The sequence below is a fragment of the Streptomyces sp. SAS_281 genome, from assembly GCF_052542855.1.
Genome location: NZ_JBMNDO010000025.1, coordinates 42,855 through 69,358 on the forward strand (window position 1 = coordinate 42,855; position 26,504 = coordinate 69,358).

Sequence of the window (26,504 nt, forward strand, 5' to 3'; positions counted from 1 at the left end):
TGCCGGCCGCATTGCCCCGTCACGCTACAGCCTCGGTAGGACAGGCCGATTCGGCGCCGGACCGGCCATCCAATCGGCTGGCGCGCCGCCGACGCAAATTCCATGCTGGTCCTGTAACGCTTCCGAGACGCTTCCAGCGCGTACGGTCACGGAACGGGCACCCGGCTTGACGTGTCGTACCCCTACGGCAGACTTGGCCAGTAATTACGGATCATCGCGTGAGTCGCGCGCCGAGTTTCCGGGAGTCGCGCGCCGAGGGGGAAGCAAGTCATGAGCCACGACGGCGGACACGGTTCGCAGGGTCGGTACGCGGGCGGTTCCGTCGCCGGCGGCCGCTACCAGCTGCGCGATCTGCTCGGCGAAGGCGGGATGGCGTCCGTATACCTGGCGTACGACTCCGCTCTCGACCGGCAGGTCGCGATCAAGACGCTCCACACCGAGCTGGGCCGCGAGCAGTCGTTCCGTGAGCGCTTCCGCCGCGAGGCCCAGGCCGTGGCCAAGCTTCAGCACACCAACATCGTCTCGGTGTTCGACACGGGCGAGGACGAGCTCGGCGGCGCGCTGATGCCGTACATCGTCATGGAGTACGTCGAGGGGCAGCCGCTCGGCTCCGTGCTCGCGGCGGACATCCGCGCCCAGGGTGCGATGCCGGCCGACAAGGCGCTCAAGGTGACCTCGGACGTGCTGGCCGCGCTCGACACCAGTCACGAGATGGGCCTGGTGCACCGCGACATCAAGCCGGGCAACGTCATGGTGACCAAGCGCGGTGTCGTGAAGGTCATGGACTTCGGCATCGCCCGTGCCATGCAGTCGGGTGTGACGTCGATGACGCAGACCGGCATGGTCGTCGGCACCCCGCAGTACCTCTCCCCCGAGCAGGCCCTCGGCCGCGGCGTCGACGCGCGCTCCGACCTGTACTCGGTCGGCATCATGCTCTTCCAGCTGCTGACCGGGCGTCTCCCCTTCGACGCGGACTCCCCGCTCGCCATCGCGTACGCGCATGTGCAGGAGGAGCCGGTCGCCCCGTCCACGATCAACCGCTCGCTGACGCCGGCGATGGACGCCCTCGTCGCCCGCGCGCTCAAGAAGAACCCGAACGAGCGCTTCCCGAGCGCGGCGGCCATGCAGGACGAGATCGCGCGCGTGCTGAACGCGAGCGGCCACACCGGCGCCCCGGTGATCGTCGGTGACGGCGGCGCCCCGGCCAACAGCGGCTCCGGCGTCGGCTCGGCGGTCTTCCCGCCGGTCGACCAGTCCGCGCCCGCCCCGCACAGCGTCCAGACGCCGTACCAGCCGGGCCCGTACCAGCCCCAGCCCGGCCCGTACGGCCCGGCGACGCCCGCCCCCGCCACGAACCCGTCGTACGGCTACCCGCAGACGGCCGCCCCGGCGTACCAGAGCCCGGCGCCGATGCAGCACCACACGCCCGGGCCGTACACGGGCTCCCCGCAGACGACGTCGTCCCCGGCCTCGGGCGGCGGCTCCAAGCGGAACATGCCGGTGATCATCGGCTCGATCGTCGTCGCGCTCGTCGCGATCGGCGGCCTCATCACGGTCATCGCGCTCAACGGCGACGACAAGGGCGGCGCGGAGGCCAAGGCCGGCGAGTCCCCGTCCGGCGAGCACCGCGATCCGGAGCGGAACCGGACGATGAAGACCGAGAAGTGCACGGACGCGACGGAGGACATCGACGACCCGAACAAGGTCGACGCCCCGAACTTCATGTACAAGGACATCCTCTCGGTGCGCGCCTGCGCGGACGCGGCGGGCTGGACGCTCAAGGTGAAGAAGGTCGCGGGCAACGCGTACGCGGAGGACCAGGTCATCAATCAGTTCCCGTCATCCGGAGCCGCGGTTTCGGAGACCGGCGCGCACTTCGAGCTGGAGATCGCGACGGGCGACCCCGCGTAGTCCGCGGGCGGGCCGCCGCCATCCGTACGCCTCACCCGGGATGCCGGTCGTGCCGTCGCGTGTGACGGTGACCGCATGGCTTCGGGACGGCTCCGCGCGCGCTGCTCCCGGGGCGTGGTCTGTCTGGTGCTGACGGCGGCCGCGGCCCTGGGCGCCGCCGCCCCGGGCACCTCCGGGCGCCCCTCTCCCTCTCCCTCGTCCAGCGGTTCACCGCCCGCCGGGGAGATGCAGTCGCCGCTCGCCGGGTGGCCCGCCGGGGCCGGGCGGGAGCGGCCCGGGCGGTCGGCCGCCGAGGTGGCGCGCCAGGACGCGCTGGAGGACCGGGAGCCGCGGCCCTCGCCGTCCGAGTCCGCCGCCGTGCCGGTCTTCACCCCCGACCCGGCCGACTTCCGCGATCCCCCGCCCGGCGGCCGGCAGGCCCTGAGCGGGGGGGCCGTGCGACGGCTCCAGCAGCTGTCGCTCGGCGCGGGAATCGCCCTGGTCGGGCTGGGTCTCGGCTTCCTCGCGCTGCGGATGCGCCGGGCCCGCTGACCGTACGGCCCTCCTTCCGAACCGCCGCGGCGGAGACTTGCGATGATCAACATACTCGGTATACATACTCAGTATGTCGATCCGTCACGGGCTTCTCGCCCTCCTGGAGCGCGGGCCTCGTTACGGCTCCCAGCTCCGCACCGAATTCGAGTCGCGCACCGGCTCCACCTGGCCGCTCAACGTCGGGCAGGTGTACACGACGCTGAGCAGGCTGGAGCGCGACGGCCTGGTCGTCCAGGACGGTGAGGACGACCAGGGCCACGCCCTCTACTCGATCAGCGACGCAGGGCGCACCGAACTGCGCTCCTGGTTCGAGACGCCGGTCGACCGCAGCAACCCGCCCCGTGACGAGCTGGCCATCAAGCTGGCCATGGCGGTCGGGGCGCCCGGCGTCGACATCAAGGCCGTCATCCAGGCCCAGCGCCACCACACCGTGAAGGCCATGCAGGACTACACCCGTCTCAAGGCGCGGTCCCTCGCCCAGGCCCCCGCCAACCGCGACGAGGTGGCGTGGCTGCTCGTCGTGGAGCAGCTGATCTTCCAGGCCGAGGCCGAGGCGCGCTGGCTGGACCACTGCGAGGCCAGGCTGATCCGCCTCGCCGAGGCCGCCGCGAAGGAGCCGGAGGCGAGCCCGTCCCCGGGCCAGGCCGCCCGCACCACCACCCGGCCCTCCGGCCGGTCCCGCACGCGCCGCTGAGTCCGGCGCCCCTTCCATCCCATCCGTTCCGAGAGGGAACCATGTCCCTGCACGTCCCGTCCCCATCCGCCCCGCCCCTGCCGGTGGACGCTCCGGTGCTCGAACTCCGCTCGCTCACCCGCACCCACGGCACCGGCATCGCCGAGGTGCAGGCGCTGCGCGGCATCAGCCTGTCGGTGCACGCCGGTGAACTCGTCGCCGTCATGGGCCCGTCCGGATCGGGCAAGTCCACCCTGCTCACCCTCGCCGGCGGTCTCGACACCGCGAGCGGCGGCCAGGTGATCATCGAGGGCCAGGACATCTCCACGCTCGGCCGCAAGGGCCTCGCCGCCCTGCGCCGCCGCAGCGTCGGCTACGTCTTCCAGGACTACAACCTGATCCCCGCCCTGACCGCCGCCGAGAACATCGCCCTGCCCCGCGAGCTCGACGGCGTCTCGGTCCGCAAGGCCCGCAAGGAGGCGCGCGCCGCGCTGGAGGAGATGAACCTCCTGGAGATCGCGGACCGCTTCCCGGACGAGATGTCCGGCGGTCAGCAGCAGCGCGTCGCGATCGCCCGCGCGCTGGTGGGCGACCGGCGCCTCGTCCTCGCCGACGAGCCGACCGGGGCGCTCGACTCCGAGACCGGCGAGGCCGTCCTCGCGCTCCTGCGCAACCGCTGCGACCAGGGCGCGGCGGGGGTGATGGTCACGCACGAACCGCGATACGCGGCCTGGGCGGACCGGGTCGTCTTCCTCCGGGACGGTTCGATCGTGGACCAGACGCTGACGGCCGGGGCCGACTCGCTGCTGGCCGCCGGGGGAGCCGAGTGAGCGTCTTCACGGGATGGCGCGCCGCCCTCCGGATAGCCCGCCGCGACGCCTTGCGGGCCAAGGGCCGCAGCGCCCTGGTGGTCGCGATGATCGCGCTGCCGGTCCTCGGGGTGACGGCCGCCGACATCACGTACCGCAGCGCGGACCTGAGCCCGGCCGAGCAGCTGACGTCCCGGCTCGGCGCGGCCGACGCGCTGTACAGCGATGCGGACATGGGGCCGATCCAGCAGCTGCCCGACGGCGACATGTACGACAGCGCGAGCGGCGAGGCACCCAGCGAGGAACCGGCGCCGATCGACATGCGCGGCACCTTCCCCGAGGGCGCGCGGGCGCTCAGTCAGCAGTCCGTGCCCGCCACGGTCACGACCACGTACGGGATCGCGAGCGTCGAGGTCATCGAGTTCAAGACCTCGGACCGGATGGCCCGCGGACGGATCGACCTCCTGGAGGGCGCGCTCCCGCGCGGCTCGGGCGAGATGGTGGCCACCGAGCCGTTCCTGGACTCGGCGGGCCTCCACGTGGGCTCCGAGGTCACGGTGACGCCGTCAGGCAAGAAGTACACGATCACCGGGGCGGTCGAACTGCCCGCCGACCTGGAGGCGAAGCAGCTGTACGCCGATCCGGGCGCGGTGATCGCTCCCTGGAAGGCGATGGCCGACCACGACAAGAAGGTCCCCGCGCCCAACGCGGGCTCGGTGCAGTGGCTGGTCGAGGGGCCGGAGCGGGCCGGGATCGGCTGGGAGGACGTGCTGGCGGCCAACAAGGCCGGTGCCGTCGTCACCTCGCGGCAGGTCTCCGAGAATCCGCCGCCCGACTCCGAGATCCCGCTGCTCCGGTCGCATCCGGACTACAACTCGACGGACACCGGAAGCGAGGAGACCAGCGCCGCCCTCGTCACCGTCGTCGCGATGACGATCCTGGAGATCGTGCTGCTGGCCGGGCCGGCGTTCGCCGTCGGCGCCCGGCGCTCCCGGCGCCAGCTGGGCCTGCTCGGTACGTGCGGCGGCGACCGGAGCCAGGTCCGCGCGGTGGTCCTCGGCGGCGGGCTGGTGCTCGGCGGTGCCGGCGCGGTCGCCGGTGTCCTGGTGGGGCTGCTGCTCACGGTGGTCTGCCGGCCGCTGATCGAGGACTGGGCCGGGCACCGCTTCGGTTCCCTGGTGATACGTCCCACCGATCTCCTGGTCATCGCCGTGCTCGGCCTGATCACGGGCGTCCTGGCGGCGCTCGCCCCGGCGATCGTGGCGGGCCGGCAGTCCGTGCTGGAATCGCTCACCGGCCGGCGCGGGGTGCGCCGCAGCTCCCGGGTGCTGCCCGTCACGGGCGCCTGCGTGCTCGCCCTGGGCGTCCTCGTCGCCGTCTTCGGCGGCACCAGCGGCGATTCCACCCTGGTCGCCGGCGGCTCGGTCGTCGCCGAGGTGGGCCTGCTCGCCTGCATTCCGGTGATCGTCGGGCTGCTGGGCAGGCTCGGCCGCAGGTTCCCGCTCTCGCCCCGGATGGCGCTGCGCGACGCGGCCCGCAACCGGGGCCGCACCGCTCCGGCGGTGGCCGCCGTCATGGCGGCCGTGGCGGGGTCGGTGGCCATCGCCACCTACATGGCCAGCACCCTCGCCGAGTCCGACTACGACTACACGCCCATGCTCACCAAGGGGACGATCTCCCTGTCGGCGGGCGACGCGGAGGCCGTCGAGCGGCTTCCGGCGGCCCGGGCCGCCGTGGAGCACAACATGGCGGTGACCGGCGGCCGGGCGGACATCTCCCGGGTGTGGGCGGGCAGCGACTGCAACGTCTACTACGAGGACGAGAGCAGCTGCGGCTCCATGACGCTGGTCAAGCCCACCGGCAGGGGCCACACCTGCCCGCTCGCGGACAAGGGCGCCAGGGCGCTGGCCACCCGGCTCTCCGCCGACGAGCACCGCGCCATGATGCAGACCCCCGCCTGCGTCGACGCGCGCTTCTCCGTCGGCACCTTCAGCTCGGACTCCAACAACATCGTCGTCGCCGACGCGGCCCTCCTCGACACATATGTGAAGCTCCACGACCCGGCGGCGGCCGCGGCCCTGAAGGCCGGCACCCCCGTCCTGCTCAACGAGGCGTACGCGGAGAACGGCGAGGTCACCCTCAAGGCCGTCCACCGGTACAACCCCAAGGACAAGGAGAACCGCAAGCTGCACCCCGGCAAGGCCCGGAAGACCACCGACCGGCTGAAGGTGTACGTCGCGAAGCCCGAGTACGCCACCACGCCCGGCATCCGCATGATCCTTCCGCAGCGGACCGCCGAACGCCTCGGCCTGCACACGCAGCCCTACGGCAGTGTGTACGCCGTCAGCCACCAGCCCACGGACGCGGAGAGCCAGCGGACGTCGGCCACCATCGACCAGGCCGGCGGCGGACTCTGGGTGCAGTCCAACTCCGGCCCCAACGACCGGCGCAGCACCGCCCTGCTGATCCTCACCCTGTTCGCCGGGGTGGTGACCATGGGCGCCGCGGCGATCACGACCGGCCTGGCCAAGGCGGACGCGGAGGCCGACCTCACCACGCTCAGCGCGATCGGCGCGCCCCCGCGCGTGCGGCGGTCGCTCTCCGGCTTCCAGTGCCTGGTGGTGGCGCTGACCGGCGTACTGCTCGGAACGGCCGCGGGGCTGGTGCCCGCGGTGGCGCTGCGCCTGGTCGACCTGCGCCAGGCGATGGAGCAGATGCGCGAGCAGCCCATGGAGTCCCCGTACACGCCGATCGTGCTGCCCTGGGCGACGATCGGGCTGCTGACCGCGGCCGTCCCGCTGCTGGCGGGCGGGCTCGCGGCGGCGTTCACCCGCTCGCGGGTGGCCCTGGCGCGACGGGCCGGCTGAGAGCCGCTGAGCTGTTCGGTGCCCCCGGGACGGTGGATCAACCGTTTCCGGGGGCACCACAGTGTTGAACACCGTGTGTGCGAGACAATGGCCGCATGGAGATGCCGAGGAATGAACGGTCGCAGGAGCACCCCCAGGTCCTCGTAGTGGGGCAGGACGGAATGGCGATCGGCGGCGGTGGCACTGACGACGAGTCGCGGGAGGTCCCGGTGACGGAGATGGTCGAGCAGCCCGCGAAGGTCATGCGCATCGGCAGCATGATCAAGCAGCTCCTGGAGGAGGTCAGGGCCGCTCCTCTCGACGAGGCGAGCCGGGTGCGCCTCAAGGAGATCCACGCCGGTTCCGTCAAGGAGCTGGAGGACGGTCTCGCGCCGGAGCTGGTGGAGGAGCTGGAGCGGCTGTCCCTGCCGTTCACCGAGGACTCGGTCCCCTCCGAGGCGGAGCTGCGGATCGCCCAGGCCCAGCTGGTGGGCTGGCTGGAGGGCCTGTTCCACGGCATCCAGACCGCGCTGTTCGCCCAGCAGATGGCCGCCCGGGCCCAGCTGGAGCAGATGCGCCGCGCCCTGCCGCCCGGCACCGGCCCGGAGGAAGACGGCGGAATCGACCCGCACGGCCCGGTCCGCTCGGGACCGTACCTGTAACCGACCATGGATGAGGGCCCGGCACACAGCGGTGTGCCGGGCCCCTCTCGTACGCTCGCGTGGGTTCAGGCGGCTGCCGGCGGCTGGAGCAGCACCTTGCCGATGTGGGTGCTGGACTCCATGACACGGTGGCCCTCCGCCGCGTCCGGCATCGGCACCGTACGGTCGACCACCGGCTTCACGACGCCCTCTTCGATGAGCGGCCAGACGTGCTCGCGGACCGCCGCGACGATGGCCGCCTTCTCGGCGAGGGGGCGCCCGCGCAGCGAGGTCGCCGTGACGGCCGCCCGCTTGTTGAGCAGCATGCCGAGGTTCAGCTCGCCCTTGGCGCCGCCCTGGAGCCCGATGATCGCGAGCCGGCCGTTGACGGCGAGCGCCTGCACGTTCCGGTCGAGGTACTTCGCCCCCATGAGGTCGAGGATGACGTCAGCGCCCGCCCCGGCCGTGGTCTCGCGGATCTCCTCCACGAAGTCCTGCTCGCGGTAGTCGATCAGGATGTCCGCGCCCAGTTCCGCGCAGCGCGCGAGCTTGTCGGGGCTGCCGGCCGTCACGGCGACCCGTGCGCCGACGGCCTTGGCGAGCTGGATCGCCATCGTGCCGATGCCGCTGGAGCCGCCGTGCACCAGCAGGGTCTCGGCGGGCCGGAGGTGGGCCACCATGAACACGTTGGACCAGACCGTGGCCGTCACCTCGGGCAGCGCCGCAGCCCGCACGAGGTCGAGGCCCTTGGGCACGGGGAGGAGCTGGCCCGTCGGGACGGCGACCTTCTCCGCGTAACCGCCGCCCGCGAGGAGCGCGCACACCTCGTCGCCGACGGCCCAGCCGGTGACCCCGGGCCCGAGGGCCGAGACACGGCCGGAGCACTCCAGGCCGGGGTAGGCGGACGCTCCCGGCGGCGGGTTGTAGAAGCCCTGCCGCTGGAGCACATCGGCCCGGTTGACCGCACTGGCCACGACATCGACGAGGACCTCGCCCTCGCCGGGGACGGGATCGGGCACCTCGGCCCAGACGAGCGCCTCGGGGCCACCGGGTTCGGGGATCGTGATCGCATGCATGGTCGCGAGGCTACTCCGTGGGCGGGGCGGCCTCAGGTACGCGGCATGCCCTGGTGCGGCGGGGTGATGGGCGGCTCGTTCGAGGCGCGGACGATGGTGATCAGTCGGTCCGTCAGCTGCAAGGGGCTCGCCGCCGGGTCGTCGTAGCCGAGGAGCCGGTGGCCCCGCAGCACGTTGACGACGAGGTCGTCGGTCTCCCGCACGCCCTTGCCGACCTCGCTCTTTATCACCGGCCGTTCGACCAGATCGAGTCCGCTGCCCTGCTGGATGAGGTCCTCCATGACCGTGCCCGCGCTGGGGCTGAGCACGGAGAGGCCGAGCAGCCGGCCCGCCGCACTGGCACTGGTGATGACGGCGTCCGCGCCGGACTGCCGCAGCAGCGGGGCGTTCTCCTCCTCACGGACCGCGGCCACGATCTTCGCGCTCCGGTTGAGCTGGCGGGCGGTCAGCGCGACCAGCACCGCGGTGTCGTCGCGCTGGGTGGCGATGATGACCTGACGGGCCTTCTGGAGCTCGGCCCGCAGCAGCACATCGCTGCGCGTGGCGTCTCCGACGACACCGGTGAAGCCCTCGGCGTTGGCGATCTCGATCACCTTGGACGCCGGATCCACGATGACGATCTGTTCCTTGCTCAGCCCGGTGGCGCACAGGGTCTGGATGGCCGAGCGGCCCTTCGTGCCGAACCCGACGACGACAGTGTGGTCACGCAAGTTGGTTCTCCAACGCTTCAGCCGGAAGTCCTCACGGGTCCGCTCCGTGAGGACCTCAAGGGTGGTGCCGACCAGGATGATGAGGAAGAGCACGCGCAGCGGTGTCACGAGGACCACATTGATGAGACGGGCCCCGTCGCTGTACGGGGTGATGTCGCCGTACCCGGTGGTGGAGAGGGTGACCGTCGCGTAGTACACCGCGTCCAGCAGGTCGACCTTGCCGTCGGCCGCGTCGTGGTAGCCGTCCCGGTCGATCCAGACGATGAACACCGTGATGGCCAGCACCATCAGAGCCATCATCAGCCGCTTGGCCACCTGGCGCGCCGGCCCGTCCACGACCCGGCGCGGGAGCATCACACGGGTGGGGACGACCTGTTCGTCCGCCCGCCTGGCCATCGCGTCTTGGCCGGGAAGTTTCACGTGAAACACCCTTCAGTCCACGGCGTCGCCGAGGTCCACGGTAGGTCGAGGATCTCCACCTCGGTGCCGGACCGTACCCCGCCCGGCTCCACGACGGCCAACCCGTCTGCGGCGGCGATCCCGCGCAGCATGGCGGGACCGTTGTAGTGCAGTGGTACGACGTGCTCTGCCCCGCCCGCGGTTCCGGGTTCTCCGGCTGCCCGGTGGACCACGGGCACCAGCCGGGTGTCATGCGGATGCCCGTGCACATCGTCGCGTATGGCCACCCGGTAGGCGTCGTCGGGGGTGCGGCCGGCCAGTCCGCAGAGGAGCGGCCCGGCCAGGGTGAGCAGTCCGGAGACGGCGGCCAGGGGGTTGCCGGGCAGTCCGACGAGCCAGGGCCCGTCCGAGGGGAGCCGGGCCAGCAGCATCGGATGGCCGGGCCGCACCGCGACCCCGTCGACCAGCAGCCCGGCCCCGATCCGGTCGAGGACGCGGTGGACGTGGTCGACGGGGCCGGCGGCGGTCCCGCCGGTCGTGATGATCAGGTCGGCCTCGGAGCCGGTGAGCGCCTTCCACAGGGCCTCCGCGTCGTCGCCGAGGCGCTGCGGTGGCGTGACCTCGGCACCCAGTGCGTGCACCCAGGGGCCGATCATGGGGCCCAGCGCATCGCGGATCAGCCCGTCGTGCGGCAGCCCGGCGGTCAGCAGTTCGTCGCCCAGCACCAGGACGTCGACGCGCGGACGGGCGCGGACGGGCAGCTCGTCGTACCCGGCGGCCGCGGCCAGTCCGAGCACGGCGGGCGTGACGACCGTGCCGGCGGGAAGCAGGGTCTCGCCCGACCGGCACTCCTGGCCGCGCGGCCGGATGTCCTGCCCCTGGCTCACGGACCGCCGCGCGTACAGGACCCCCCTGGCCTCGTCGGCGTGCGCGTGCTCGCTGCGGATGACGGCGGTGGCCTGAGCGGGGATACGGGCACCCGTGGCGATGCGCACGGCCACCCCGTCGGGCAACTGGGCGGACGCGCCGTGCCCGGCGAGGATGCCGCCGTCGTCCCGGATGCTCCAGGGGCCCGGCCCGGCAACGGCCCACCCGTCCATGGCCGAGGTGTCGAAGGACGGCAAGTCGGTGAGCGCGACCAGCGCCTCCCCCAGGACCCGCCCCAGCGCCGCGCCGAGCCCGAGCCACTCGGTACGCACGGCACCGTGCTGCCCGGCCCGCGAGGCGACGGCCCGGGCCGCGCGCCAGGAGACGTGGCCGCGCCGGGCCGCGCCGGCACGGGAGCCCGGCCGGTCCCCGCCTGGGGAGCCGTCGGACACGTCGGCGCCACGGCCTCCCGTCCGGCCCGTGGGGCCGGCGTCGCCCAACGGATCGCCGCCGGGCCGAGGGTCCGATGACGCGGCGACGGGGGTGCCCGGCGCGTCCGACCAGTCGCTGTGGAGGCTGGCGAACCAGTCACCCGGCACGGGGGAGGGACGGTCGCCCGCCGGCCCGGCGGACCTGTCGGACGGCGCCGGCCCGGCGGACCTGTCGGACGGCGGGTCGGCCGGGCGGGCCGCCTGTCGGCTCACGAGCGCCAGGGCCTGCGCGACGGCCCGCTCCTCGTCGGCCCGCGCCTTCGCCTCGGCAGCGGCGCGCCCTTCCGTGGCGGCGCGGGGGTCGGCCCCGGCGCGGGCGTCGGCCCCGGCGCGAGGGTCGTCCGCGTGAGCGGCGTCCGCGCCGGAGCCGCCGGAATCGGCGGGTTCCCCGGGCCTCCCGGCCCTCTCGGAGCACCCGACGCCACAGGGGTCTTCCGGAGCACCGGCGCCTCCGGCGCCCACGCGCCGGGTCACGGTGTCTCGTTCTCGTCCGCCCACCGGAGCGCGAGCGCGGCCGCCTTGCGGGCGGCCTCCGCCACTGCCTCGGGCCCTCCGCCGTCGCCGCCAGCCTTCCCCGCCGCGTAGCCGACCAGGAAGGTCGTCAGCGGCGCGGCGGGCCGGGCAACGCCATGGGCGGCGTCACGGGCGAGGTCGAGCAGGAGGCCGGTGTCGACGTCGAGGTCGATGCCGAGTTCTTCCTTGACTGCGGTGATCCATTCGTCCAGCACCGTCCCATGTTCTCTGATGCGGGCCCGGGCCGAAGCGATGTCCTCCCAGGTGTCGCAGTCGAACGAGGCGAGGGGGCCCGCCGCCACCCGGCACAGCGTCAGCTCCCGCGTGAGCAGCCTGAGCGGCAGCCCGCACAGCCCCCCGTGCTCGGCGGCGAGGAGGGCCAGTTCGCGGCGGAGCGGCTCGCCCCGGTACACGGCGACGAGCGGCTGGTCGCGCCCGTCCTTGTCGGAGCACAGGGCGCCCTCGACGCCCCTGCGTTCCGAGGCGGCCACCAGTGCCGCGACCGTACCGGCGTCCAGGAACGGCAGATCGGCGGAGAGCACGAGCACCCGATCCGCCGAGGTGTGCCGGATCCCGGCTCCCAGCGCGGCCAACGGGCCCCCGCCGGGCGGGACTTCGCGCGCCCAGGTCACCGCACGCGCGGTGGACCGCCGGTCCCCCACCACCACGGTGGTCCCGGCGCCGGCGCAGGCCGCGAGGACCCGGTCGAGGAGCGGACGACCGCCCACCCGCACGGCGGGCTTGTCGGCACCGCCCAGCCGCTCGGCGGACCCTCCGGCGAGAACGATGGCGTCGTAGGCGGTCATGCCCCGAGTATGCGGGCCCGGTCGCCCCTCCGGACGGCCGGGCCCGCATCGCCAGGAGGCCCCTGCGGCCCCTACACGCTCCGCAGCAGCAGCGCCGGCCGCTCCACGCAGTCCGCCACGTACCGCAGGAAGCCTCCGGCGGTGCCGCCGTCGCAGACCCGGTGATCGAAGGTCAGGGACAGCTGGACGACCTGGCGCACGGCGAGTTCGCCCCCGTGCACCCACGGCTTGGGGACGATCCGGCCGACGCCCAGCATCGCGGCCTCGGGGTGGTTGATGATCGGCGTCGAGCCGTCGACCCCGAAGACCCCGTAGTTGTTGAGCGTGAACGTGCCGCCGGTCAGCTCGGCCGGTGTCAGCGAGCCCGCTCTGGCCGCCTCGGTCAGCCGGGCGATCTCGGCGCCGATCGACTCCGTGGTGCGGGCGTGGGCGTCCCGTACGACGGGAACGACCAGGCCCCGGTCGGTCTGCGCCGCGAAGCCGAGGTGGACCTGCGGCAGCCGGACGATCTCGCGCGCCTCCTGGTCCACCGTGGAGTTCAGCTCCGGGTGGCGGGCCAGGGCCGCCGTGCAGATGCGGGCGAGGAGCGCGAGCACCGACACCTTGGGCGCACCGGCCCCGGCTGCACCGTTCATCGCGGCACGCGCGGCCATCAGCTCGGTCGCATCGGCGTCGACCCAGCAGGTGGCGTCGGGGATCTCCCGCCGGCTGCGGGCCAGCTTGTCGGCGACCGCTCCCCGTACACCGCGCAGCGCGACCCGCTCACCGGCGGGCGCGGAGGACGCGGCGGCCTCCGGAGCGGGCGCCTCGGCGGCCGACCGGATCGCGGACTCGACATCGGCGCGCAGGATCAGCCCGTCGGGACCCGACCCGGCGAGCCCGCGCAGATCCAGGTCGTGCTGGCGCGCGAGCCTGCGGACCAGCGGCGACACGACCGCGACCGGCCCCGGCGCGGGGCCGGCGACGGGTGCCGGGGCAGGGGCCGGGGCCTCGACGGGCGCCACGGACACGGCGACCGCGGCCTTCAGCCCGTCCGGCCGGACCCGTCGGCGCCGCACGGGCGGCGCCCCCGTCCCGTACCCCACCAGCACGTTCCCGGACCCGGAATCCTCCGTACCGGAATCCGCGTCCGTACCGCCCCCGGTGGATTCCACGGCCGATCCGACGGCCACGGTCAGCAGCGGCGCGCCCACCGGGAGTTCGGCGCCCTCGTCGCCGAAGCGGGCGGTCACCACACCCCCGTACGGGCAGGGCACCTCCACCATCGCCTTGGCCGTCTCGACCTCGACGACCGGCTGATCGATGGCGACGACGTCCCCGACCTCCACCAGCCAGCGCACGATCTCGGCCTCGGTCAGCCCCTCACCGAGATCCGGAAGCCTGAACTCAAGAACCTGAGGCATCAGTTGTCCGCCTCCCACTGGAGCCGCGCGACGGCGTCGAGGACCCGGTCCACACCGGGAAGGTGGTGCCGCTCCTGCATCGGCGGAGGGTAGGGGATGTCGAACCCGGTGACCCGCAGCACCGGCGCCTCCAGGTGGTGGAAGCACTGCTCGGTGATCCGGGCCGCGATCTCGCCGCCGGGCCCTCCGAAGCCGGTGGCCTCGTGGACGACGACCGCGCGCCCGGTCCGCCGGACCGAGGCGGCGACGGTCTCGTCGTCGAACGGCACCAGCGAGCGCAGGTCGACCACTTCGAGGTCCCAGCCCTCCTCGACCGCCGCCTGGGCGGCCTCCATGCAGACGGGCAGGGACGGCCCGTACGTGATCAGGGTCGCGCTGCGGCCCGGGCGGCGCACGACGGCCCGGCCGATGGGCTCCACGGCCGTGGGGTGCTCCGGTGACCAGTCCGCCTTCGACCAGTACAGCCGCTTCGGCTCCAGGAAGACCACCGGGTCGTCCGAGGCGATCGAGGCCCGCAGCAGCCCGTACGCGTCCTCGACCGTGGCCGGGGTGACGACGTGGAGGCCGGGGGTCGCCATGTAGTACGCCTCCGAGGAGTCGCTGTGGTGCTCGACGCCTCCGATGCCTCCGCCGTAGGGCACCCGGACGGTGATCGGAAGCGGCATCGCGCCCCCCGTCCGGTTCCGCATCTTGGCGACATGGCTGAGGAGCTGCTCGAACGCCGGGTACGCGAACGCGTCGAACTGCATCTCGACCACGGGCCGCAGCCCGTACATCGCCATGCCGACAGCCGCCCCGAGGATGCCCGCCTCGGCGAGCGGGGTGTCCGTGCAACGCTCGTCGCCGAATTCCTTCGCCAGGCCGTCGGTGATCCGGAAGACCCCGCCGAGCGTCCCGACGTCCTCCCCGAGGATGTGCACCGTGGGGTCCTCGGCCATCGAGTCGCGCAGGGCGCGCCCCAGCGCCTGCGCCATGGTGGCGGGCCTGGCCTTCGCCGTCCGCTCCCCGGCCGTCACCGCTGCCGTGGTCATCGCGCCGCTCCCCCGTCTTCCGTGCCGTGCTGGTCGTTCTCCGCGGCCAGCTCCTGCCGCAGCCGGGCCGCCTGCTCCCGCAGCTGCGCCGTCTGCTCCGCGTACACATGGGTGAAGAGGTCCATCGGGTCGAGCACCGGGTCCGCGTTCATCCGTTCCCGCAGCGCCGCGGCCATCCGCTCGGCGGCCGCCCGTGCCTCTTCCACCCCCTCGTCGTCGAGCAGGCCGCGCCCGGTCAGCTCGCGCTCCATGAGCTGGAGGGGGTCGTGGTCCCGCCACGCCTCGACCTCGCTGTCGACGCGGTAGCGGGTCGCGTCGTCGGCGTTCGTATGGGCGTCCATGCGGTACGTGACCGCCTCGACCAGCGTCGGACCGCCGCCGCTCCTGGCCCGGGCGACCGCCTCGGAGAGCACCTGGTGCACCGCCGCCGCGTCGTTGCCGTCGACCAGTCGGCCGGGCATGCCGTACCCCACGGCCTTGTGGGCCAGGGACGGCGCCGCCGTCTGCTTGGCCAGGGGTACCGAGATGGCGAAGCCGTTGTTCTGCACGAGGAAGACCACCGGGGCCTTCCAGACCGCCGCGAAGTTCAGCGCCTCGTGGAAATCGCCCTCACTGGTGCCGCCGTCGCCGACCATCGCCAGCGCGACCACGTCGTCGCCCTTCAGGCGCGCCGCGTGGGCCAGACCCACGGCATGCGGCAACTGGGTGGCGAGCGGGGTGCACAACGGGGCGATGCGGTGCGCGCGCGGGTCGTAGCCGGTGTGCCGGTCGCCCCGCAGCAGCGTCAGCGCCTCGACCGGGTCGAGGCCCCGGGCCACCGCCGCGAGCGTGTCGCGGTAGCTCGGGAACAGCCAGTCCCGCTCCTCCAGGACCAGGGCGGCGGCGACCTCGCACGCCTCCTGGCCCGTGCTCGACGGGTAGACCGCCAGCCGGCCCTGCTTCGTCAGGGCCGTCGCCTGGGCGTTGTACCGCCGCCCGCGCACCAGCTCCGCGTAGAGCCGCAGCAGCAGCTCGGGGTCGGCGTCGGCCACCGCGTCCGTACCGAGGACCCGGTACGGCTCCGTGTCCGGAAGCAGCGGCGCGGGATCGGTCAGCGGCTTCCAGGCCGGGGGCGGCGTGGGCCGGTAGGCGGCCGCACCGGGCAGCTCTTGGACCGTCATGACAGGCACCTCCGAGCATCGAGGGGTGTCGACATATGGTGATATATCGAAAACGATGTGAGGCACAGGTGTGGCGTGCCTCACCTACCGATTGTTCGGTCGCGAGCGCATTTTGGCTACAGGCACCGCCAGCCTGTGGACAAACGGTTTTCCACAGCCTGGGATAGGGACAGGTCGTCCAGGACGGGGAGGCGCGGGAACATGCCAGCTGAACAAATGGCCGAGGGGGCCGAGGGGCCGGGCCAGGTTCCACCGGCGCGCCCGCTCGATTCCATCGATCACGCCATCCTGCGACTGCTCCAGACGGACGGACGCGCCTCGATACGGTCGGTGGCCGACCGGGTCCACGTATCGCGCGCGAACGCGTACGCGCGGATCAACCGGCTCATCGAGGACGGCGTGATCCGGGGCTTCGGCGCGCGGGTGAACCACGAGCGGGCGGGGCAGGGCGCATCCGCGTACATCACGCTCAAGATCGTCCAGAATTCCTGGCGGACCGTCCGAGAACAGCTTCAGGCCCTGCCGGGAGCCACCCACATCGCGCTGGTCAGCGGCGACTTCGACGTTCTGCTCCTGGTGCACACGCCGGACAACCGGACGCTGCGCGAGCTGGTGCTGACCCGTATCCAGGCCATCCCGGAAGTGCTCTCCACGCGCACGCTGCTGGTGTTCGAGGAAACGGACCTGGACCCCGGCCCGGACCGCCCCATGGAGCTCGCCTGAGCGGATACGGGCAGGTCAGGACCCGTACTTCGCGAGGAAGTCGCGCACGGTGGCCCAGCGCGTGTCGTCGTAGAGCAGGGCCACCCCGTGAGCGCTCTCGTCCCGCACGTAGACCAGCTTGTGCTCGGACGACTTCACGCTCTTCCTGTTCATCTCCTTCACCCCGGCACCGAAGTCGCTGTCCAGTTCCCCGACCATGTACATCACGGGCGAGGTCAGTTCGGGCACGGCCCCCACGGCGTTCATGTTGGAGTACTGCTCCGGAGCGGAGAGTGCGACGACCGCGTCAGGCTGCGGGCTCAGCCGGGGTGCCGCGGCGAGCACCGCGGTGCCGCCCTTGGAGGCGCCCATGAGCAGGAGCTTCTCGGCACCCTTGTCCCGCAGATAACCTGCGGCACCGATGATCTCGGCAACCTCCGGTCCGGTCGAGTTGACCGCGAGCACGCGGTAGCCGGCCTTGTTCAGCTCGTCGGCCTTGTCCTTCCACTGGCAGGCCGTGCCGTCTGACTGGTGTGCGAGCACGATCCCGGCGCCCGAGCCTCCGCGCGGCGCGTACGCACCGGTTTCGGAGCCGTCCTCGCTCGGGAAGGTGATCGACGCCCGCTCGGCCTCCTCCGGCGTCAGACAGCCGAAGTCGTCCGGCGTCCCTGCCGATGCGCCACCGCCGGCGTCGTCGTCCTTGCCGCCCCCGCCGTCCGACGAACAGCCTGCCAGCGAGGCCGTGAGGAACAGGGCGGCGGCACAGAGGAGTCCGGGCACCCGGAGCACAGCGGTCATGGGCGCGATGGTCGTCCGGGCCCATGCCGTAGTCAACGGCGTTCGGGACCGGCCTTCATGCCGTCGAAGGCCAGCCGCACCACCGTGTCGGCGAGGCGGTCCCCGTCCGCGCCGCCGTCGGGCAGCGGCCGGTACCACTCCACGAGCGAGTTCACCATCCCGAACAGCAGCCGCGTCGCGAGCCGTATGTCCACGTCGGAGCGGAGATCGCCGTCCGCGACGGCCGCCTTCAGCAGTTCGGCGACCCGTTGGTCGAACTCACGCCGCCGCTCCAGGGCCCAGCGCTCGGTCTTCGTGTTGCCCCGCACCCGCAGCAGCAGCGTGACGTAGGGGAGTTCGGCTATCAGCACCTCGACGGTACGACGAGTGACGTACTCGACCCGCTCGACGGCGCGGCCCCGCGTCGCCCCCAATTCGTCGAGAATCCCGAACAGCCCGTCGAGAGCCCGGCTGACCGCTCGGCGCAGCAGCTCCTCCTTGCCGGCGACATGGTGGTAGATGGACGACTTGGAGATTCCGGCCGCCTTGGACAGGTGCTCCATGGACGTGCCGTCGTAGCCGCGCTCGTTGAACACACGGACGGCGACGGTCAGCAGAGTCTCCGGTGTGTACGTGTCCCGCTTGGCCGTGGTCATGTCCGCGATCCTCCCCTACGAGTTGTCCACAGGTCTCGTGGGCCCCCTTGTCCCGACCGATCGTTCGGTTACTCTAACTCTGTCCGCCCGTCCCTGCCCAGCTCGATGAGGAGTTGGTCCGTCATGGCCGCCGAGCTCTCCCCGCACCTGCTGTCCGAGAAGCACCGCCCCACCCTGGACCGGGCCCTCGAAGCGATCCGCACGCGTGACTACTGGTCCCCGCACCCCGAACACCCGAAGGCGTACGGAGAGGGCGGCGCTCCCGGAAGCCTCGGCGCCGCCGAGGGCAAGGCCGCCTTCGACGCCGTGCTGCGCGGCCGGCTCGACCTGGGGCAGCCGGGCACCGACGGCTGGACGGGCGGGGAGGTCTCTCCGTACGGCCCCGAGCTCGGCGTCGAGTACCCGCACGCGGACCTGGACGTGTTGCTCCCGGCCATGCGCGCGGGCATGCCGGCCTGGCGCGAGGCGGGCCCGGAGACCAGGGCCCTGGTCTGTCTGGAGATCCTGGCGCGGATCAGCGCCCGCACCCATGAGTTCGCCCACGCCGTGATGCACACCAGCGGCCAGGCGTTCATGATGGCGTTCCAGGCCGGTGGCCCGCACGCCCAGGACCGCGGCCTCGAAGCCGTCGCCTACGCCTACGAGGAGCAGCTCCGCGCGCCCCGGACGGCCGACTGGTCGAAGCCGCAGGGCAAGCGCGATCCGCTCGCGCTGCACAAGACGTTCATCCCGGCGGGCCGCGGGATCTCGCTGCTGATCGGCTGCAACACCTTCCCCACCTGGAACGGCTACCCGGGTCTCTTCGCCTCCCTCGCCACGGGCAACCCGGTCCTGGTCAAGCCCCACCCCCGGGCGGTGCTCCCGCTGGCCCTCACGGTCCAGCTGGCGCGCGAGGTGCTCGCCGAGGCCGGCTTCGACGCCAACCTCGTCGCCCTGGCCGCCGAGCGCCCGGGCGAGGGCATCGCCAAGACGCTGGCGGTCCGCCCCGAGGTCAAGATCATCGACTACACGGGCTCCACGGAGTTCGGCGACTGGCTGGAGGCCCACGCCCGCCAGGCCCAGGTCTACACGGAGAAGGCCGGCGTCAACACGGTCGTCGTCGACTCCACGGACGACTACCGCGGCATGCTCGCCAACCTGGCGTTCTCGTTCTCCCTGTACAGCGGCCAGATGTGCACCACCCCGCAGAACGTGCTCATCCCGCGCTCCGGCATCACCACGGACGCCGGCGACAAGTCGTACGACGACGTGGTCGGCGACATCGCCGCCGCCGTCACCGGTCTCCTGGGCGACGACGCCAGGGCCAACGGCCTGCTGGGTGCCCTGGTCAACCCGGAGGTGAAGGCCCGCCTGGAGTCGGCGGCCCACCTGGGCGAGGTCGCCCTCCCGTCCCGCGAGGTGGCCAACCCGGACTTCCCGGACGCCACTGTCCGCACCCCCCTGATCGTCAAGCTCGACGCCGCCAAGACGGACGGCGAGGCCCCCTACCTCTCGGAATGCTTCGGCCCGGTCTCCTTCGCGGTCGCGGTCGACTCGACGGCGGACGCCCTGGAGCTGCTGCGCCGCACGATCCGCGAGAAGGGCGCGATGACGGTCGGCGCGTACACGACGTCCCCGGATGTGGAGCGCGCGGTGGAGGACGTCTGCCTGGACGAGTCCGCCCAGCTCTCCCTGAACCTCACCGGCGGCGTGTACGTCAACCAGACGGCAGCCTTCTCGGACTACCACGGCTCAGGCGGCAACCCCGCGGCCAACGCGGCCCTCTGCGACGGCGCCTTCGTCTCCAACCGCTTCCGCACGATCGAGGTACGCCGCCAGAACTGAAGCCGCCGGGAAACCCAGCCTCGCCGGCGCGGATCCAAGTCCTCGCCGGCGCGGATCCAAGTCCTCGCCGGCGCGACTCCCAGCCTCGCCGACGTGCATCCCAGCTCTACCGGGTGCGTCCCAGCCCTCGCCGGCCCGAATCCCGGCCTTGCCGACGTGCACCCCAGCTTCACCGGGGTGCATCCCGGCCTCGCCGGCGCGAATCCCAGCCCTCGCCCGCGTGCATCCCAGCCTCGCCGGCGTTTGAGGCGCGGGGTCCGGGGCGGAGCCCCGGTTTCGGGAAGGGGCGGGTAGGGGACAAGGCCCGCCGCAGGCGCCCCACCCCGCCCCGCCCCACCTCACCCAGGAATCACCGCATACCGCGCCACCCACGCATGCATGGCAATCGCCGCCGCGGCCCCCGCATTGATCGACCGAGTAGACCCGAACTGCGCGATGGAGCACACCATCTCCGCGCACCGTCGAGCCTCCTCCGTCAACCCGGGCCCCTCCTGCCCGAACAGGAGGACGCACCGCCGAGGCAGCACCGTCCGCTCCAACGGCACCGCCCCCGGCAGGTTGTCGATCCCGATGATCGGCAGCCCCTCGGCCGCCGCCCAGGCGGTCAGACTCTCGGTGTCGGGGTGGTGCCGGACATGCTGGTAGCGGTCGGTGACCATCGCCCCGCGCCGGTTCCAGCGCCGCCGCCCGACGATGTGCACCTCCTTGGCCAGGAACGCGTTCGCGGTCCGCACGACGGACCCGATGTTGAAGTCATGGCCCCAGTTCTCCACGGCCACGTGAAAATCGTGGCGGCGCAGATCGAGGTCGGCGACGATCGCCTCACGGGTCCAGTACCGGTACCCGTCGCCCACGTTGCGCCGGTCGCCACCGGCCAGCAGTTCGGGGTCGTACCGCTCGCCCTCGGGCCAGGGCAGCGGATGCGGCCCGACACCGATCTCCGTCCCGAACCCCTCGTCGTACTGCGCGGGCTCGTCGCTCACGGGCACGGGCGCGGGCGCGCCGTTGCCGCTGTTCTCACCGGTACTGCCGGTCTCACTGCTCACCCGACGAGGGTATGGCTCCCGTCTCCACCGGGCTCCGGTGCCTCCCGGCCGTCGGCGGCGGCACGCGGCGCCGGCACCCGCCCCCGGCGCCGGAACAACCGCTCACGCCCGGTGGTCACCCGCCCGCCGAGCCACGCCAGAAAGGCGGTCGGCAGGAAAACGGCGTCCGCGGTGATCATGGCCATCGAGAAGAACGGCAGTCCCAGCAGGAGCGCGATCCCCGCGTGCTCACAGATCATCGCGCCGAGCAGGACGTTCTTCACGCGCCGGTTGAAGAGGGTGAACGGGAAGGCCACCTGCACGATGACCGTGGCGTACGACAGCACCATGACCATGACGCCGCTGGAGGCCAGGAGGTCCGACAGTGCGGGCCACGGCGTGAAGTACTCCAGCTTGAGCGGGTAGTACAGCGCGGTCCCGTCCTGCCAGCGCGAGCCCTGGATCTTGTACCAGCCCGCCGTCGCGTAGATCAGGCAGACCTCGGCCATGATCACGACGAGAGTGGCGTTGTGGGCGAGGTTGGCGATGACGTCGAGGAGGGTACGGAGCTCGTTGCGCGGCGCGTACCGGTTCACGGCCCACCAGGCGCCCTGGCCGATCCACAGGCACCACAGGAGGAACGGCAGCCACACGGTGCCGCCCAGACCGCCCGCTCCCGAGGCCCCCGCCAGGACGGCCCCGAGCACCACCCACAGCACGATCCCGGCCGGCTCCCCGGGGGCCAGCCGCCCACCGGCCGCCTGGCCGGCGTACCCCGCGGATCCGTGGCGCCTCGCCCGCCGGGCGTCCAGCGACCAGACCTGCCCGCAGCGGGTCAGCATGAGGTAGATGGCCATCAGGTGGAGGACGTTGTCGCCGCCGTCGCCCATGAAGATGCTGCGGTTCTGCAGCGAGAGCACTCCGGCCATGAAGACCACGGAGACGGCACGGGTGTGCCAGCCGAGCATCAGCAGGAGGGACGAGAGCAGCGCCAGCCCGTAAACGATCTCGAACCAGAGCGCGCTGTCGGACCACATGAGGGTCGTGAACGCCTGGTTCCCGGATATCAGCTGCCGCGCCAAATCCCAGTGCCAGGGCGCGTCCGGACCGTACATCTCGTGCCGGTGGGGCAGCTCACGGAGCAGGAACAGCAGGAAGGTGGCCGAGAAGCCGATACGGATGACGGCGCTCTGGTAGGGGCCGAGGGCCGAGGCCGTGACGCGCTGGATGGAGCCGGCGAGGCCGCGGGCCGGGTGGGGCGTGCTCACTGTCCCGCCTCCTCGGGCAGGTCGTCGGCGGTGACCTTCCACCAGGGCAGAACGCGATAGGAGGGGCCGGTGCTGATCTTCTCGTCGCTCCACTCGGGCGCCGCGACGGCCCGTGTCTCGGACCTGACCTGAATCCTCAGGATGGTCCCGCTGCCGTTCTGGCCGCCGAGGCGCAGCATCACGAGGCGGCGGACGTACTTCTCGGACAGAGTGCCGCGCAGGCCGTTGGCCCGGTTCTTGTCGTCGTGCGATCCGACGTAGAAGTCCCAGGCCCGGCGGAGTTCGTTCTGCTGGACGTGGCTGGGCAGCAGATTTCCGCGTATCGCCCGGCCGTCCTCGGCGGAGAGGTTCCGCCACGCCGACGTGCGGGGGCCGCCGGGGCCGGCTGTCTCGGTCCGCACCTGAACGGACACGTTCTGCTGCAACGGGTTGGGCGCGAAGAGCTTCCAGTTCTGTTCGAACTCGGGGTACACCCACTCGTCCACCGCCGCGCCGTGCTGCTTGGTCAGCGTGTTGGAGGGGGCGACGTACAGGAAGACCATGGCCAGCTGCACGCAGGCGAGCACCGCGAAGGCGGCGAGCGCCACAGCGGCGACGATCTGGTACGGAAACGAGAGCCCGTCCATTCCGCCCGGCGCCGGGGGCGCCTCGACGGCGGTCACGGGCCCGCCCCCGCCGCGGGAGTCCCTGCCGTCGTCCGATTCCATCCCGCCCCGATCGCGTCGGTTATCCACAGGGTTGACACCCTACGGGCCCCGGACTCACCATTGAAGACATTGAACCGAACGATCGGTCGGTAGGGAGTCCGGGATGGCGGCAGGGACTGCGAGCCAGACAGCGCAGACGGCAGCAGGCGGCGAAAAGGGGCCCGACGCGGCCCTCCAGGAAGCTTTCGACGCGGCGGTGGCGGCCGACGAGCGCATCGAGCCGCGCGACTGGATGCCCGACGCGTACCGCGCCTCGCTGGTCAGGCAGATGGCCCAGCACGCCCACTCCGAGATCATCGGCATGCAGCCGGAGGCCAACTGGATCACCCGGGCCCCCTCGCTGCGCCGCAAGGCGATCCTCATGGCCAAGGTGCAGGACGAGGCGGGCCACGGCCTGTATCTGTACAGCGCGGCCGAGACCCTGGGCACCGGCCGCGAGGAGCTGCTGGACAAGCTCCACGCGGGGCGGCAGCGCTATTCGTCGATCTTCAACTACCCGACGCTGACCTGGGCGGACGTGGGCGCCATCGGCTGGCTCGTGGACGGCGCCGCGATCACCAACCAGGTGCCCCTCTGCCGCTGCTCCTACGGCCCCTACGCGCGCGCGATGGTCCGCATCTGCAAGGAGGAGTCGTTCCACCAGCGCCAGGGGTACGAACTGCTCCTCGCGCTGAGCAACGGCACCGCCGCACAGCACGAGATGGCCCAGGACGCGGTGAACCGCTGGTGGTGGCCCTCCCTGATGATGTTCGGCCCGCCGGACGACGCCTCGGCCCACTCGGCTCAGTCGATGGCCTGGAAGATCAAGCGGCACTCCAACGACGAACTGCGGCAGCGTTTCGTGGACATCTGCGTCCCCCAGGCCGAGGCACTCGGCCTGGCCCTCCCCGACCCGGACCTCCGGTGGAACGAGGAACGCGGCAGGCACGACTTCGGCGCGATCGACTGGACCGAGTTCCAGGAGGTCCTGAAGGGCAACGGGCCGTGCAACGAGCAGCGCCTCACCCAGCGCCGCCGGGCGCACGAGGAAGGCGCCTGGGTCCGCGAAGCCGCCACCGCATACGCCCGCAAGCACACGCCCGGCGCGGACCCGGCCGTACGGAACGGAAAGGCGACAGCATGAGCAGCTCGACGGACTGGCCGCTGTGGGAGGTGTTCGTCCGCTCGCGGCGCGGGCTCTCCCACACCCACGCAGGCAGCCTCCACGCGCCGGATGCCGAGATGGCCCTGCGCAACGCCCGCGACCTCTACACCCGCCGGTCCGAGGGGGTCTCCCTCTGGGTCGTGCCCTCCTCCCAGATCACCGCGTCCTCGCCGGACGAGAAGGACTCGTTCTTCGAACCGGCCGGTGACAAGCCCTACCGGCACCCCACGTTCTACGAGATCCCGGACGGGGTGAAGCACCTGTGACCGCGGCCCTCGCCCTGGGCGACGACGCGCTGGTGCTGTCGCACCGGCTGGGGGAGTGGGCGGGCCACGCCCCGGTGCTGGAGGAGGAGGTCGCCCTCGCCAACATCGCCCTCGACCTGCTGGGCCAGGCCCGGCTGCTGCTCTCGCTCGTGGGCGACGAGGACGAACTGGCCTACCTCCGCGAGGAGCGCGCCTTCCGCAACGTCCAGTTGGTCGAACAGCCGAACGGCGACTTCGCCCACACCATCGCCCGGCAGCTCTTCTTCTCGGTCCACCAGCAGGGGCTGTACGAGCAGCTGGCGGCCGGCGGCGGACCGTTCGCGGGAATCGCGGCCAAGGCGGTCAAGGAGGTCGCCTACCACCGGGACCACGCCGAGCAGTGGACGCTCCGCCTCGGTGACGGGACGGACGAGAGCCACGAGCGGACGCAGCGGGCGGTGGACGCGCTGTGGCGCTTCACCGGCGAGCTGTTCCAGCCGGTCGAAGGCGTCGACGTCGACTGGCAGGCGCTGCACAGCCGCTGGCTGGAGGCTGTCACCGACGTCCTCGGCCGGGCCGCCCTGACCGTGCCGACGGGCCCGCAGTCCGGTGCCTGGACGGCGGGCGCCGGCCGGCAGGGCATCCACACGGAGTCCTTCGGCCGGATGCTCGCCGAGATGCAGCACCTGCACCGCAGCCACCCGGGGGCGTCATGGTGACCTGGACCGCCGTCGAGGAGGAGCTGCTGAGCCTCGCGGGCTCCGTCCCCGACCCGGAGCTGCCCGTGCTGACGCTGGAGGACCTGGGTGTGGTCCGGGGCGTGGAGGTGCACGACACGGACCATGTCACGGTCAGGCTCACCCCGACGTACACCGGCTGCCCGGCGATCGAGGCGATGTCCGCGGACATCGAGCGCGTGCTGCACGACCACGGCGTGGCAGAGGTGTCCGTGGAGACGGTCTTGTCGCCCGCCTGGTCGACGGACGACATCAGCGCCGAAGGACGCCGGAAGCTGGCGGAGTTCGGCATAGCCCCGCCCCGGCCGCACGACTCCGCGTCCGGCGGCCCGGTGCCGCTGGCCCTGTCCGTGCGCTGCCCGCACTGCGGCTCCACCGAGACGGAGCTGCTGAGCCGGTTCTCCTCCACGGCGTGCAAGGCGCTCAGGCGCTGCGTTGCCTGCCAGGAGCCGTTCGACCACTTCAAGGAGTTGTAGATGTTCCATCCGCTCCGGGTCAGCGGGATCGAGCGGCTCACGGACGACTCGGTGGCCGTCACCCTCGCCGTCCCGCCCGGCCTGCACGAGACCTTCCGGCACAAGCCCGGCCAGCATCTCAACGTCCGCTACACCGTGGACGGCCAGGAGGTCCGCCGCTCGTACTCGATCTGCGCGCCGGCCCCCGAGACCTCGGCCGGTCCGGCGCTGCGGGTGGGCATCCGCCTCGTGGACGGCGGTGCGTTCTCCACGTACGCGCTCAAGGAGCTGCTGGTCGGGGACACGATCGAGGCGATGCCCCCGATGGGGCGCTTCGTCCTGACGCCCCGCGCCGGGCAGTTCGCGGCGGTCGTCGGCGGAAGCGGCATCACCCCGGTGCTGTCCATGGCGGCCACCCTGCTCGCCCGGGAGCCGAGCGCCACGTTCTGCCTGGTCCGCAGCGACCGGACGGCTGCCTCGACGATGTTCCTGGACGAGGTCGCCGACCTGAAGGACCGCTATCCGGACCGGTTCCAGCTGGTCACCGCCCTGTCCCGGGAGGAGCAGCAGGCGGGTCTGCCCTCGGGCCGGCTGGACGCCGAACGGCTCTCCGGACTGCTGCCTGCGCTGCTGCCGGTGGCGGAGATCGACGGCTGGTTCCTGTGCGGGCCGCTGGGCCTGGTCCGGGCCGCCGAGGTCGCGCTGCACGGGCTGGGCGTGGACCGCTCCCGCGTCCACCAGGAGATCTTCCACGTCGAGGAGACCCCCGCCGCGCCCGTGGGGCCCCGGGTCGAATCGCCCATCGGCGGCACCCTGACGGCGACGCTCGACGGCCGGTCCGGCACCTGGCCGGTGGAAGGGGGCGAGTCGCTGCTGGAGACGGTGCTGCGCAGCCGCTCGGACGCTCCGTACGCGTGCAAGGGCGGCGTCTGCGGCACCTGCCGGGCGTTCCTGGTCTCCGGCGAGGTGCGGATGGACCGCAACTACGCGCTGGAGCCGGAGGAGACGGACGCGGGGTACGTACTGGCCTGCCAGTCCCATCCGGTCACCGAGGAGGTGGAGCTCGACTTCGACCGCTGACGCCCCGGGCTCCG

General features: G+C 72.5%; 25 protein-coding genes. 13 read left to right on the top strand and 12 right to left on the bottom strand.

Annotation, left to right across the window (positions count from 1 at the left end; genetic code table 11):
- The first annotated feature begins 270 nt into the window (after positions 1-270).
- The 6 genes from ACN6LM_RS12270 (at position 271) to ACN6LM_RS12295 (ending at position 7,435) form a co-directional block, all read left to right on the top strand.
- Complete coding sequence (locus tag ACN6LM_RS12270) at positions 271-1,911, top strand: protein kinase domain-containing protein (RefSeq protein ID WP_445065361.1); 1,641 nt, start codon at positions 271-273, stop codon at positions 1,909-1,911.
- A gap of 75 nt (positions 1,912-1,986) precedes the next feature.
- Positions 1,987-2,442, top strand: coding sequence for a hypothetical protein (locus tag ACN6LM_RS12275; protein WP_445065362.1), 456 nt, complete (start codon positions 1,987-1,989; stop codon positions 2,440-2,442).
- Positions 2,443-2,515: 73 nt separating this feature from the next.
- The gene (locus ACN6LM_RS12280) at positions 2,516-3,139 is read left to right on the top strand and encodes a PadR family transcriptional regulator (protein WP_445065363.1); all 624 of its coding nucleotides are present in this window, start codon (positions 2,516-2,518) and stop codon (positions 3,137-3,139) included.
- Positions 3,140-3,180: 41 nt separating this feature from the next.
- On the top strand, positions 3,181-3,948 hold the full coding sequence (locus ACN6LM_RS12285; RefSeq protein WP_445065364.1) for an ABC transporter ATP-binding protein: 768 nt from the start codon (positions 3,181-3,183) through the stop codon (positions 3,946-3,948).
- A complete protein-coding gene (locus tag ACN6LM_RS12290; RefSeq protein WP_445065365.1) occupies positions 3,945-6,794 on the top strand; it encodes an FtsX-like permease family protein in 2,850 nt (949 codons plus the stop codon). Before ACN6LM_RS12285 ends, ACN6LM_RS12290 begins: the two co-directional genes overlap by 4 nt.
- Positions 6,795-6,889: 95 nt before the next feature.
- A complete protein-coding gene (locus ACN6LM_RS12295; RefSeq protein WP_026243011.1) occupies positions 6,890-7,435 on the top strand; it encodes a bacterial proteasome activator family protein in 546 nt (181 codons plus the stop codon).
- 65 nt (positions 7,436-7,500) lie between these two features.
- On the opposite strand, the gene ACN6LM_RS12300 is transcribed toward ACN6LM_RS12295, so the two are convergent.
- The 7 genes from ACN6LM_RS12300 to pdhA all read right to left on the bottom strand — a co-directional run bounded on the left by ACN6LM_RS12300 (position 7,501) and on the right by pdhA (position 15,870).
- On the bottom strand, positions 7,501-8,490 hold the full coding sequence (locus ACN6LM_RS12300) for an NAD(P)H-quinone oxidoreductase (protein WP_445065366.1): 990 nt from the start codon (positions 8,488-8,490) through the stop codon (positions 7,501-7,503).
- A gap of 32 nt (positions 8,491-8,522) precedes the next feature.
- Positions 8,523-9,596 carry a potassium channel family protein gene (locus ACN6LM_RS12305; protein ID WP_445065391.1) on the bottom strand — a complete coding sequence of 358 codons (1,074 nt, stop codon included), beginning with the start codon at positions 9,594-9,596 and terminating at the stop codon, positions 8,523-8,525.
- Between the two features lie 20 nt (positions 9,597-9,616).
- On the bottom strand, positions 9,617-11,431 hold the full coding sequence (locus ACN6LM_RS12310; RefSeq protein ID WP_445065367.1) for a molybdopterin-binding protein: 1,815 nt from the start codon (positions 11,429-11,431) through the stop codon (positions 9,617-9,619).
- Positions 11,428-12,276 carry an NTP transferase domain-containing protein gene (locus tag ACN6LM_RS12315; RefSeq protein ID WP_445065368.1) on the bottom strand — a complete coding sequence of 283 codons (849 nt, stop codon included), beginning with the start codon at positions 12,274-12,276 and terminating at the stop codon, positions 11,428-11,430. The genes ACN6LM_RS12310 and ACN6LM_RS12315 overlap by 4 nt, the downstream gene beginning before the upstream one ends.
- Before the next feature lie 71 nt (positions 12,277-12,347).
- Positions 12,348-13,679: a dihydrolipoamide acetyltransferase family protein gene (locus ACN6LM_RS12320; RefSeq protein ID WP_445065369.1), complete on the bottom strand. Its 1,332-nt coding sequence runs from the start codon at positions 13,677-13,679 to the stop codon at positions 12,348-12,350.
- Positions 13,679-14,710 (bottom strand): alpha-ketoacid dehydrogenase subunit beta, encoded by a 1,032-nt coding sequence (locus ACN6LM_RS12325; RefSeq protein WP_445065370.1) that lies wholly within the window; start codon positions 14,708-14,710, stop codon positions 13,679-13,681. Before ACN6LM_RS12325 ends, ACN6LM_RS12320 begins: the two co-directional genes overlap by 1 nt.
- Positions 14,707-15,870: a pyruvate dehydrogenase (acetyl-transferring) E1 component subunit alpha gene (pdhA, locus tag ACN6LM_RS12330; protein WP_445065371.1), complete on the bottom strand. Its 1,164-nt coding sequence runs from the start codon at positions 15,868-15,870 to the stop codon at positions 14,707-14,709. Before pdhA ends, ACN6LM_RS12325 begins: the two co-directional genes overlap by 4 nt.
- 216 nt (positions 15,871-16,086) lie before the next feature.
- Between pdhA and ACN6LM_RS12335 the strand changes: the two genes are divergently transcribed.
- Positions 16,087-16,593, top strand: coding sequence for an Lrp/AsnC family transcriptional regulator (locus tag ACN6LM_RS12335; RefSeq protein ID WP_445065392.1), 507 nt, complete (start codon positions 16,087-16,089; stop codon positions 16,591-16,593).
- A 15-nt stretch (positions 16,594-16,608) separates the two neighbouring features.
- On the opposite strand, the gene ACN6LM_RS12340 is transcribed toward ACN6LM_RS12335, so the two are convergent.
- Complete coding sequence (locus ACN6LM_RS12340; protein WP_445065372.1) at positions 16,609-17,370, bottom strand: alpha/beta hydrolase family protein; 762 nt, start codon at positions 17,368-17,370, stop codon at positions 16,609-16,611.
- Between the two features lie 32 nt (positions 17,371-17,402).
- Complete coding sequence (locus tag ACN6LM_RS12345) at positions 17,403-18,005, bottom strand: TetR/AcrR family transcriptional regulator (protein WP_445065373.1); 603 nt, start codon at positions 18,003-18,005, stop codon at positions 17,403-17,405.
- A 123-nt stretch (positions 18,006-18,128) separates the two neighbouring features.
- Between ACN6LM_RS12345 and paaN the strand changes: the two genes are divergently transcribed.
- Entirely contained in the window at positions 18,129-19,829 is a 1,701-nt protein-coding gene (gene paaN, locus ACN6LM_RS12350) for a phenylacetic acid degradation protein PaaN (protein ID WP_445065374.1), read from the top strand.
- A gap of 338 nt (positions 19,830-20,167) precedes the next feature.
- Here the strand turns inward: paaN and ACN6LM_RS12355 are convergent, their stop codons facing one another.
- From ACN6LM_RS12355 to ACN6LM_RS12365, 3 genes are read right to left on the bottom strand one after another with little or no spacing between them, the layout of a single operon-like run.
- Entirely contained in the window at positions 20,168-20,875 is a 708-nt protein-coding gene (locus ACN6LM_RS12355; RefSeq protein ID WP_445065375.1) for a TrmH family RNA methyltransferase, read from the bottom strand.
- On the bottom strand, positions 20,872-22,122 hold the full coding sequence (locus tag ACN6LM_RS12360) for an HTTM domain-containing protein (protein ID WP_445065376.1): 1,251 nt from the start codon (positions 22,120-22,122) through the stop codon (positions 20,872-20,874). The genes ACN6LM_RS12355 and ACN6LM_RS12360 overlap by 4 nt, the downstream gene beginning before the upstream one ends.
- Positions 22,119-22,829 carry a DUF5819 family protein gene (locus ACN6LM_RS12365; protein WP_445065377.1) on the bottom strand — a complete coding sequence of 237 codons (711 nt, stop codon included), beginning with the start codon at positions 22,827-22,829 and terminating at the stop codon, positions 22,119-22,121. Before ACN6LM_RS12365 ends, ACN6LM_RS12360 begins: the two co-directional genes overlap by 4 nt.
- 103 nt (positions 22,830-22,932) lie before the next feature.
- Here ACN6LM_RS12365 and paaA point away from each other — a divergent pair, with 103 nt between their 5' ends.
- The 5 genes from paaA to ACN6LM_RS12390 are packed head-to-tail and all read left to right on the top strand — an operon-like array spanning position 22,933 to position 26,490.
- On the top strand, positions 22,933-23,952 hold the full coding sequence (gene paaA, locus ACN6LM_RS12370; RefSeq protein WP_445065378.1) for a 1,2-phenylacetyl-CoA epoxidase subunit PaaA: 1,020 nt from the start codon (positions 22,933-22,935) through the stop codon (positions 23,950-23,952).
- A complete protein-coding gene (paaB, locus tag ACN6LM_RS12375; RefSeq protein WP_073966613.1) occupies positions 23,949-24,239 on the top strand; it encodes a 1,2-phenylacetyl-CoA epoxidase subunit PaaB in 291 nt (96 codons plus the stop codon). The genes paaA and paaB overlap by 4 nt, the downstream gene beginning before the upstream one ends.
- Positions 24,236-24,937 carry a 1,2-phenylacetyl-CoA epoxidase subunit PaaC gene (paaC, locus tag ACN6LM_RS12380; protein ID WP_445065379.1) on the top strand — a complete coding sequence of 234 codons (702 nt, stop codon included), beginning with the start codon at positions 24,236-24,238 and terminating at the stop codon, positions 24,935-24,937. Before paaB ends, paaC begins: the two co-directional genes overlap by 4 nt.
- Complete coding sequence (paaD, locus tag ACN6LM_RS12385; protein WP_445065380.1) at positions 24,931-25,431, top strand: 1,2-phenylacetyl-CoA epoxidase subunit PaaD; 501 nt, start codon at positions 24,931-24,933, stop codon at positions 25,429-25,431. Before paaC ends, paaD begins: the two co-directional genes overlap by 7 nt.
- The gene (locus tag ACN6LM_RS12390; protein ID WP_445065381.1) at positions 25,432-26,490 is read left to right on the top strand and encodes a 2Fe-2S iron-sulfur cluster-binding protein; all 1,059 of its coding nucleotides are present in this window, start codon (positions 25,432-25,434) and stop codon (positions 26,488-26,490) included.
- The last annotated feature ends 14 nt before the right edge of the window (positions 26,491-26,504 follow it).

Coding starts and splice junctions, on each gene's coding strand:
- ACN6LM_RS12270 (WP_445065361.1), top strand. CDS start 271: ATGAGCCACGACGGCGGACACGGTTCGCAGGGTCGGTACGCGGGCGGT.
- ACN6LM_RS12275 (WP_445065362.1), top strand. CDS start 1,987: ATGGCTTCGGGACGGCTCCGCGCGCGCTGCTCCCGGGGCGTGGTCTGT.
- ACN6LM_RS12280 (WP_445065363.1), top strand. CDS start 2,516: ATGTCGATCCGTCACGGGCTTCTCGCCCTCCTGGAGCGCGGGCCTCGT.
- ACN6LM_RS12285 (WP_445065364.1), top strand. CDS start 3,181: ATGTCCCTGCACGTCCCGTCCCCATCCGCCCCGCCCCTGCCGGTGGAC.
- ACN6LM_RS12295 (WP_026243011.1), top strand. CDS start 6,890: ATGGAGATGCCGAGGAATGAACGGTCGCAGGAGCACCCCCAGGTCCTC.
- ACN6LM_RS12300 (WP_445065366.1), bottom strand. CDS start 8,490: ATGCATGCGATCACGATCCCCGAACCCGGTGGCCCCGAGGCGCTCGTC.
- ACN6LM_RS12305 (WP_445065391.1), bottom strand. CDS start 9,596: ATGGCCAGGCGGGCGGACGAACAGGTCGTCCCCACCCGTGTGATGCTC.
- ACN6LM_RS12315 (WP_445065368.1), bottom strand. CDS start 12,276: ATGACCGCCTACGACGCCATCGTTCTCGCCGGAGGGTCCGCCGAGCGG.
- ACN6LM_RS12320 (WP_445065369.1), bottom strand. CDS start 13,679: ATGCCTCAGGTTCTTGAGTTCAGGCTTCCGGATCTCGGTGAGGGGCTG.
- ACN6LM_RS12325 (WP_445065370.1), bottom strand. CDS start 14,710: ATGACCACGGCAGCGGTGACGGCCGGGGAGCGGACGGCGAAGGCCAGG.
- pdhA (WP_445065371.1), bottom strand. CDS start 15,870: ATGACGGTCCAAGAGCTGCCCGGTGCGGCCGCCTACCGGCCCACGCCG.
- ACN6LM_RS12335 (WP_445065392.1), top strand. CDS start 16,087: ATGGCCGAGGGGGCCGAGGGGCCGGGCCAGGTTCCACCGGCGCGCCCG.
- ACN6LM_RS12340 (WP_445065372.1), bottom strand. CDS start 17,370: ATGACCGCTGTGCTCCGGGTGCCCGGACTCCTCTGTGCCGCCGCCCTG.
- ACN6LM_RS12345 (WP_445065373.1), bottom strand. CDS start 18,005: ATGACCACGGCCAAGCGGGACACGTACACACCGGAGACTCTGCTGACC.
- paaN (WP_445065374.1), top strand. CDS start 18,129: ATGGCCGCCGAGCTCTCCCCGCACCTGCTGTCCGAGAAGCACCGCCCC.
- ACN6LM_RS12365 (WP_445065377.1), bottom strand. CDS start 22,829: ATGGAATCGGACGACGGCAGGGACTCCCGCGGCGGGGGCGGGCCCGTG.
- paaA (WP_445065378.1), top strand. CDS start 22,933: ATGGCGGCAGGGACTGCGAGCCAGACAGCGCAGACGGCAGCAGGCGGC.
- paaB (WP_073966613.1), top strand. CDS start 23,949: ATGAGCAGCTCGACGGACTGGCCGCTGTGGGAGGTGTTCGTCCGCTCG.
- paaD (WP_445065380.1), top strand. CDS start 24,931: ATGGTGACCTGGACCGCCGTCGAGGAGGAGCTGCTGAGCCTCGCGGGC.
- ACN6LM_RS12390 (WP_445065381.1), top strand. CDS start 25,432: ATGTTCCATCCGCTCCGGGTCAGCGGGATCGAGCGGCTCACGGACGAC.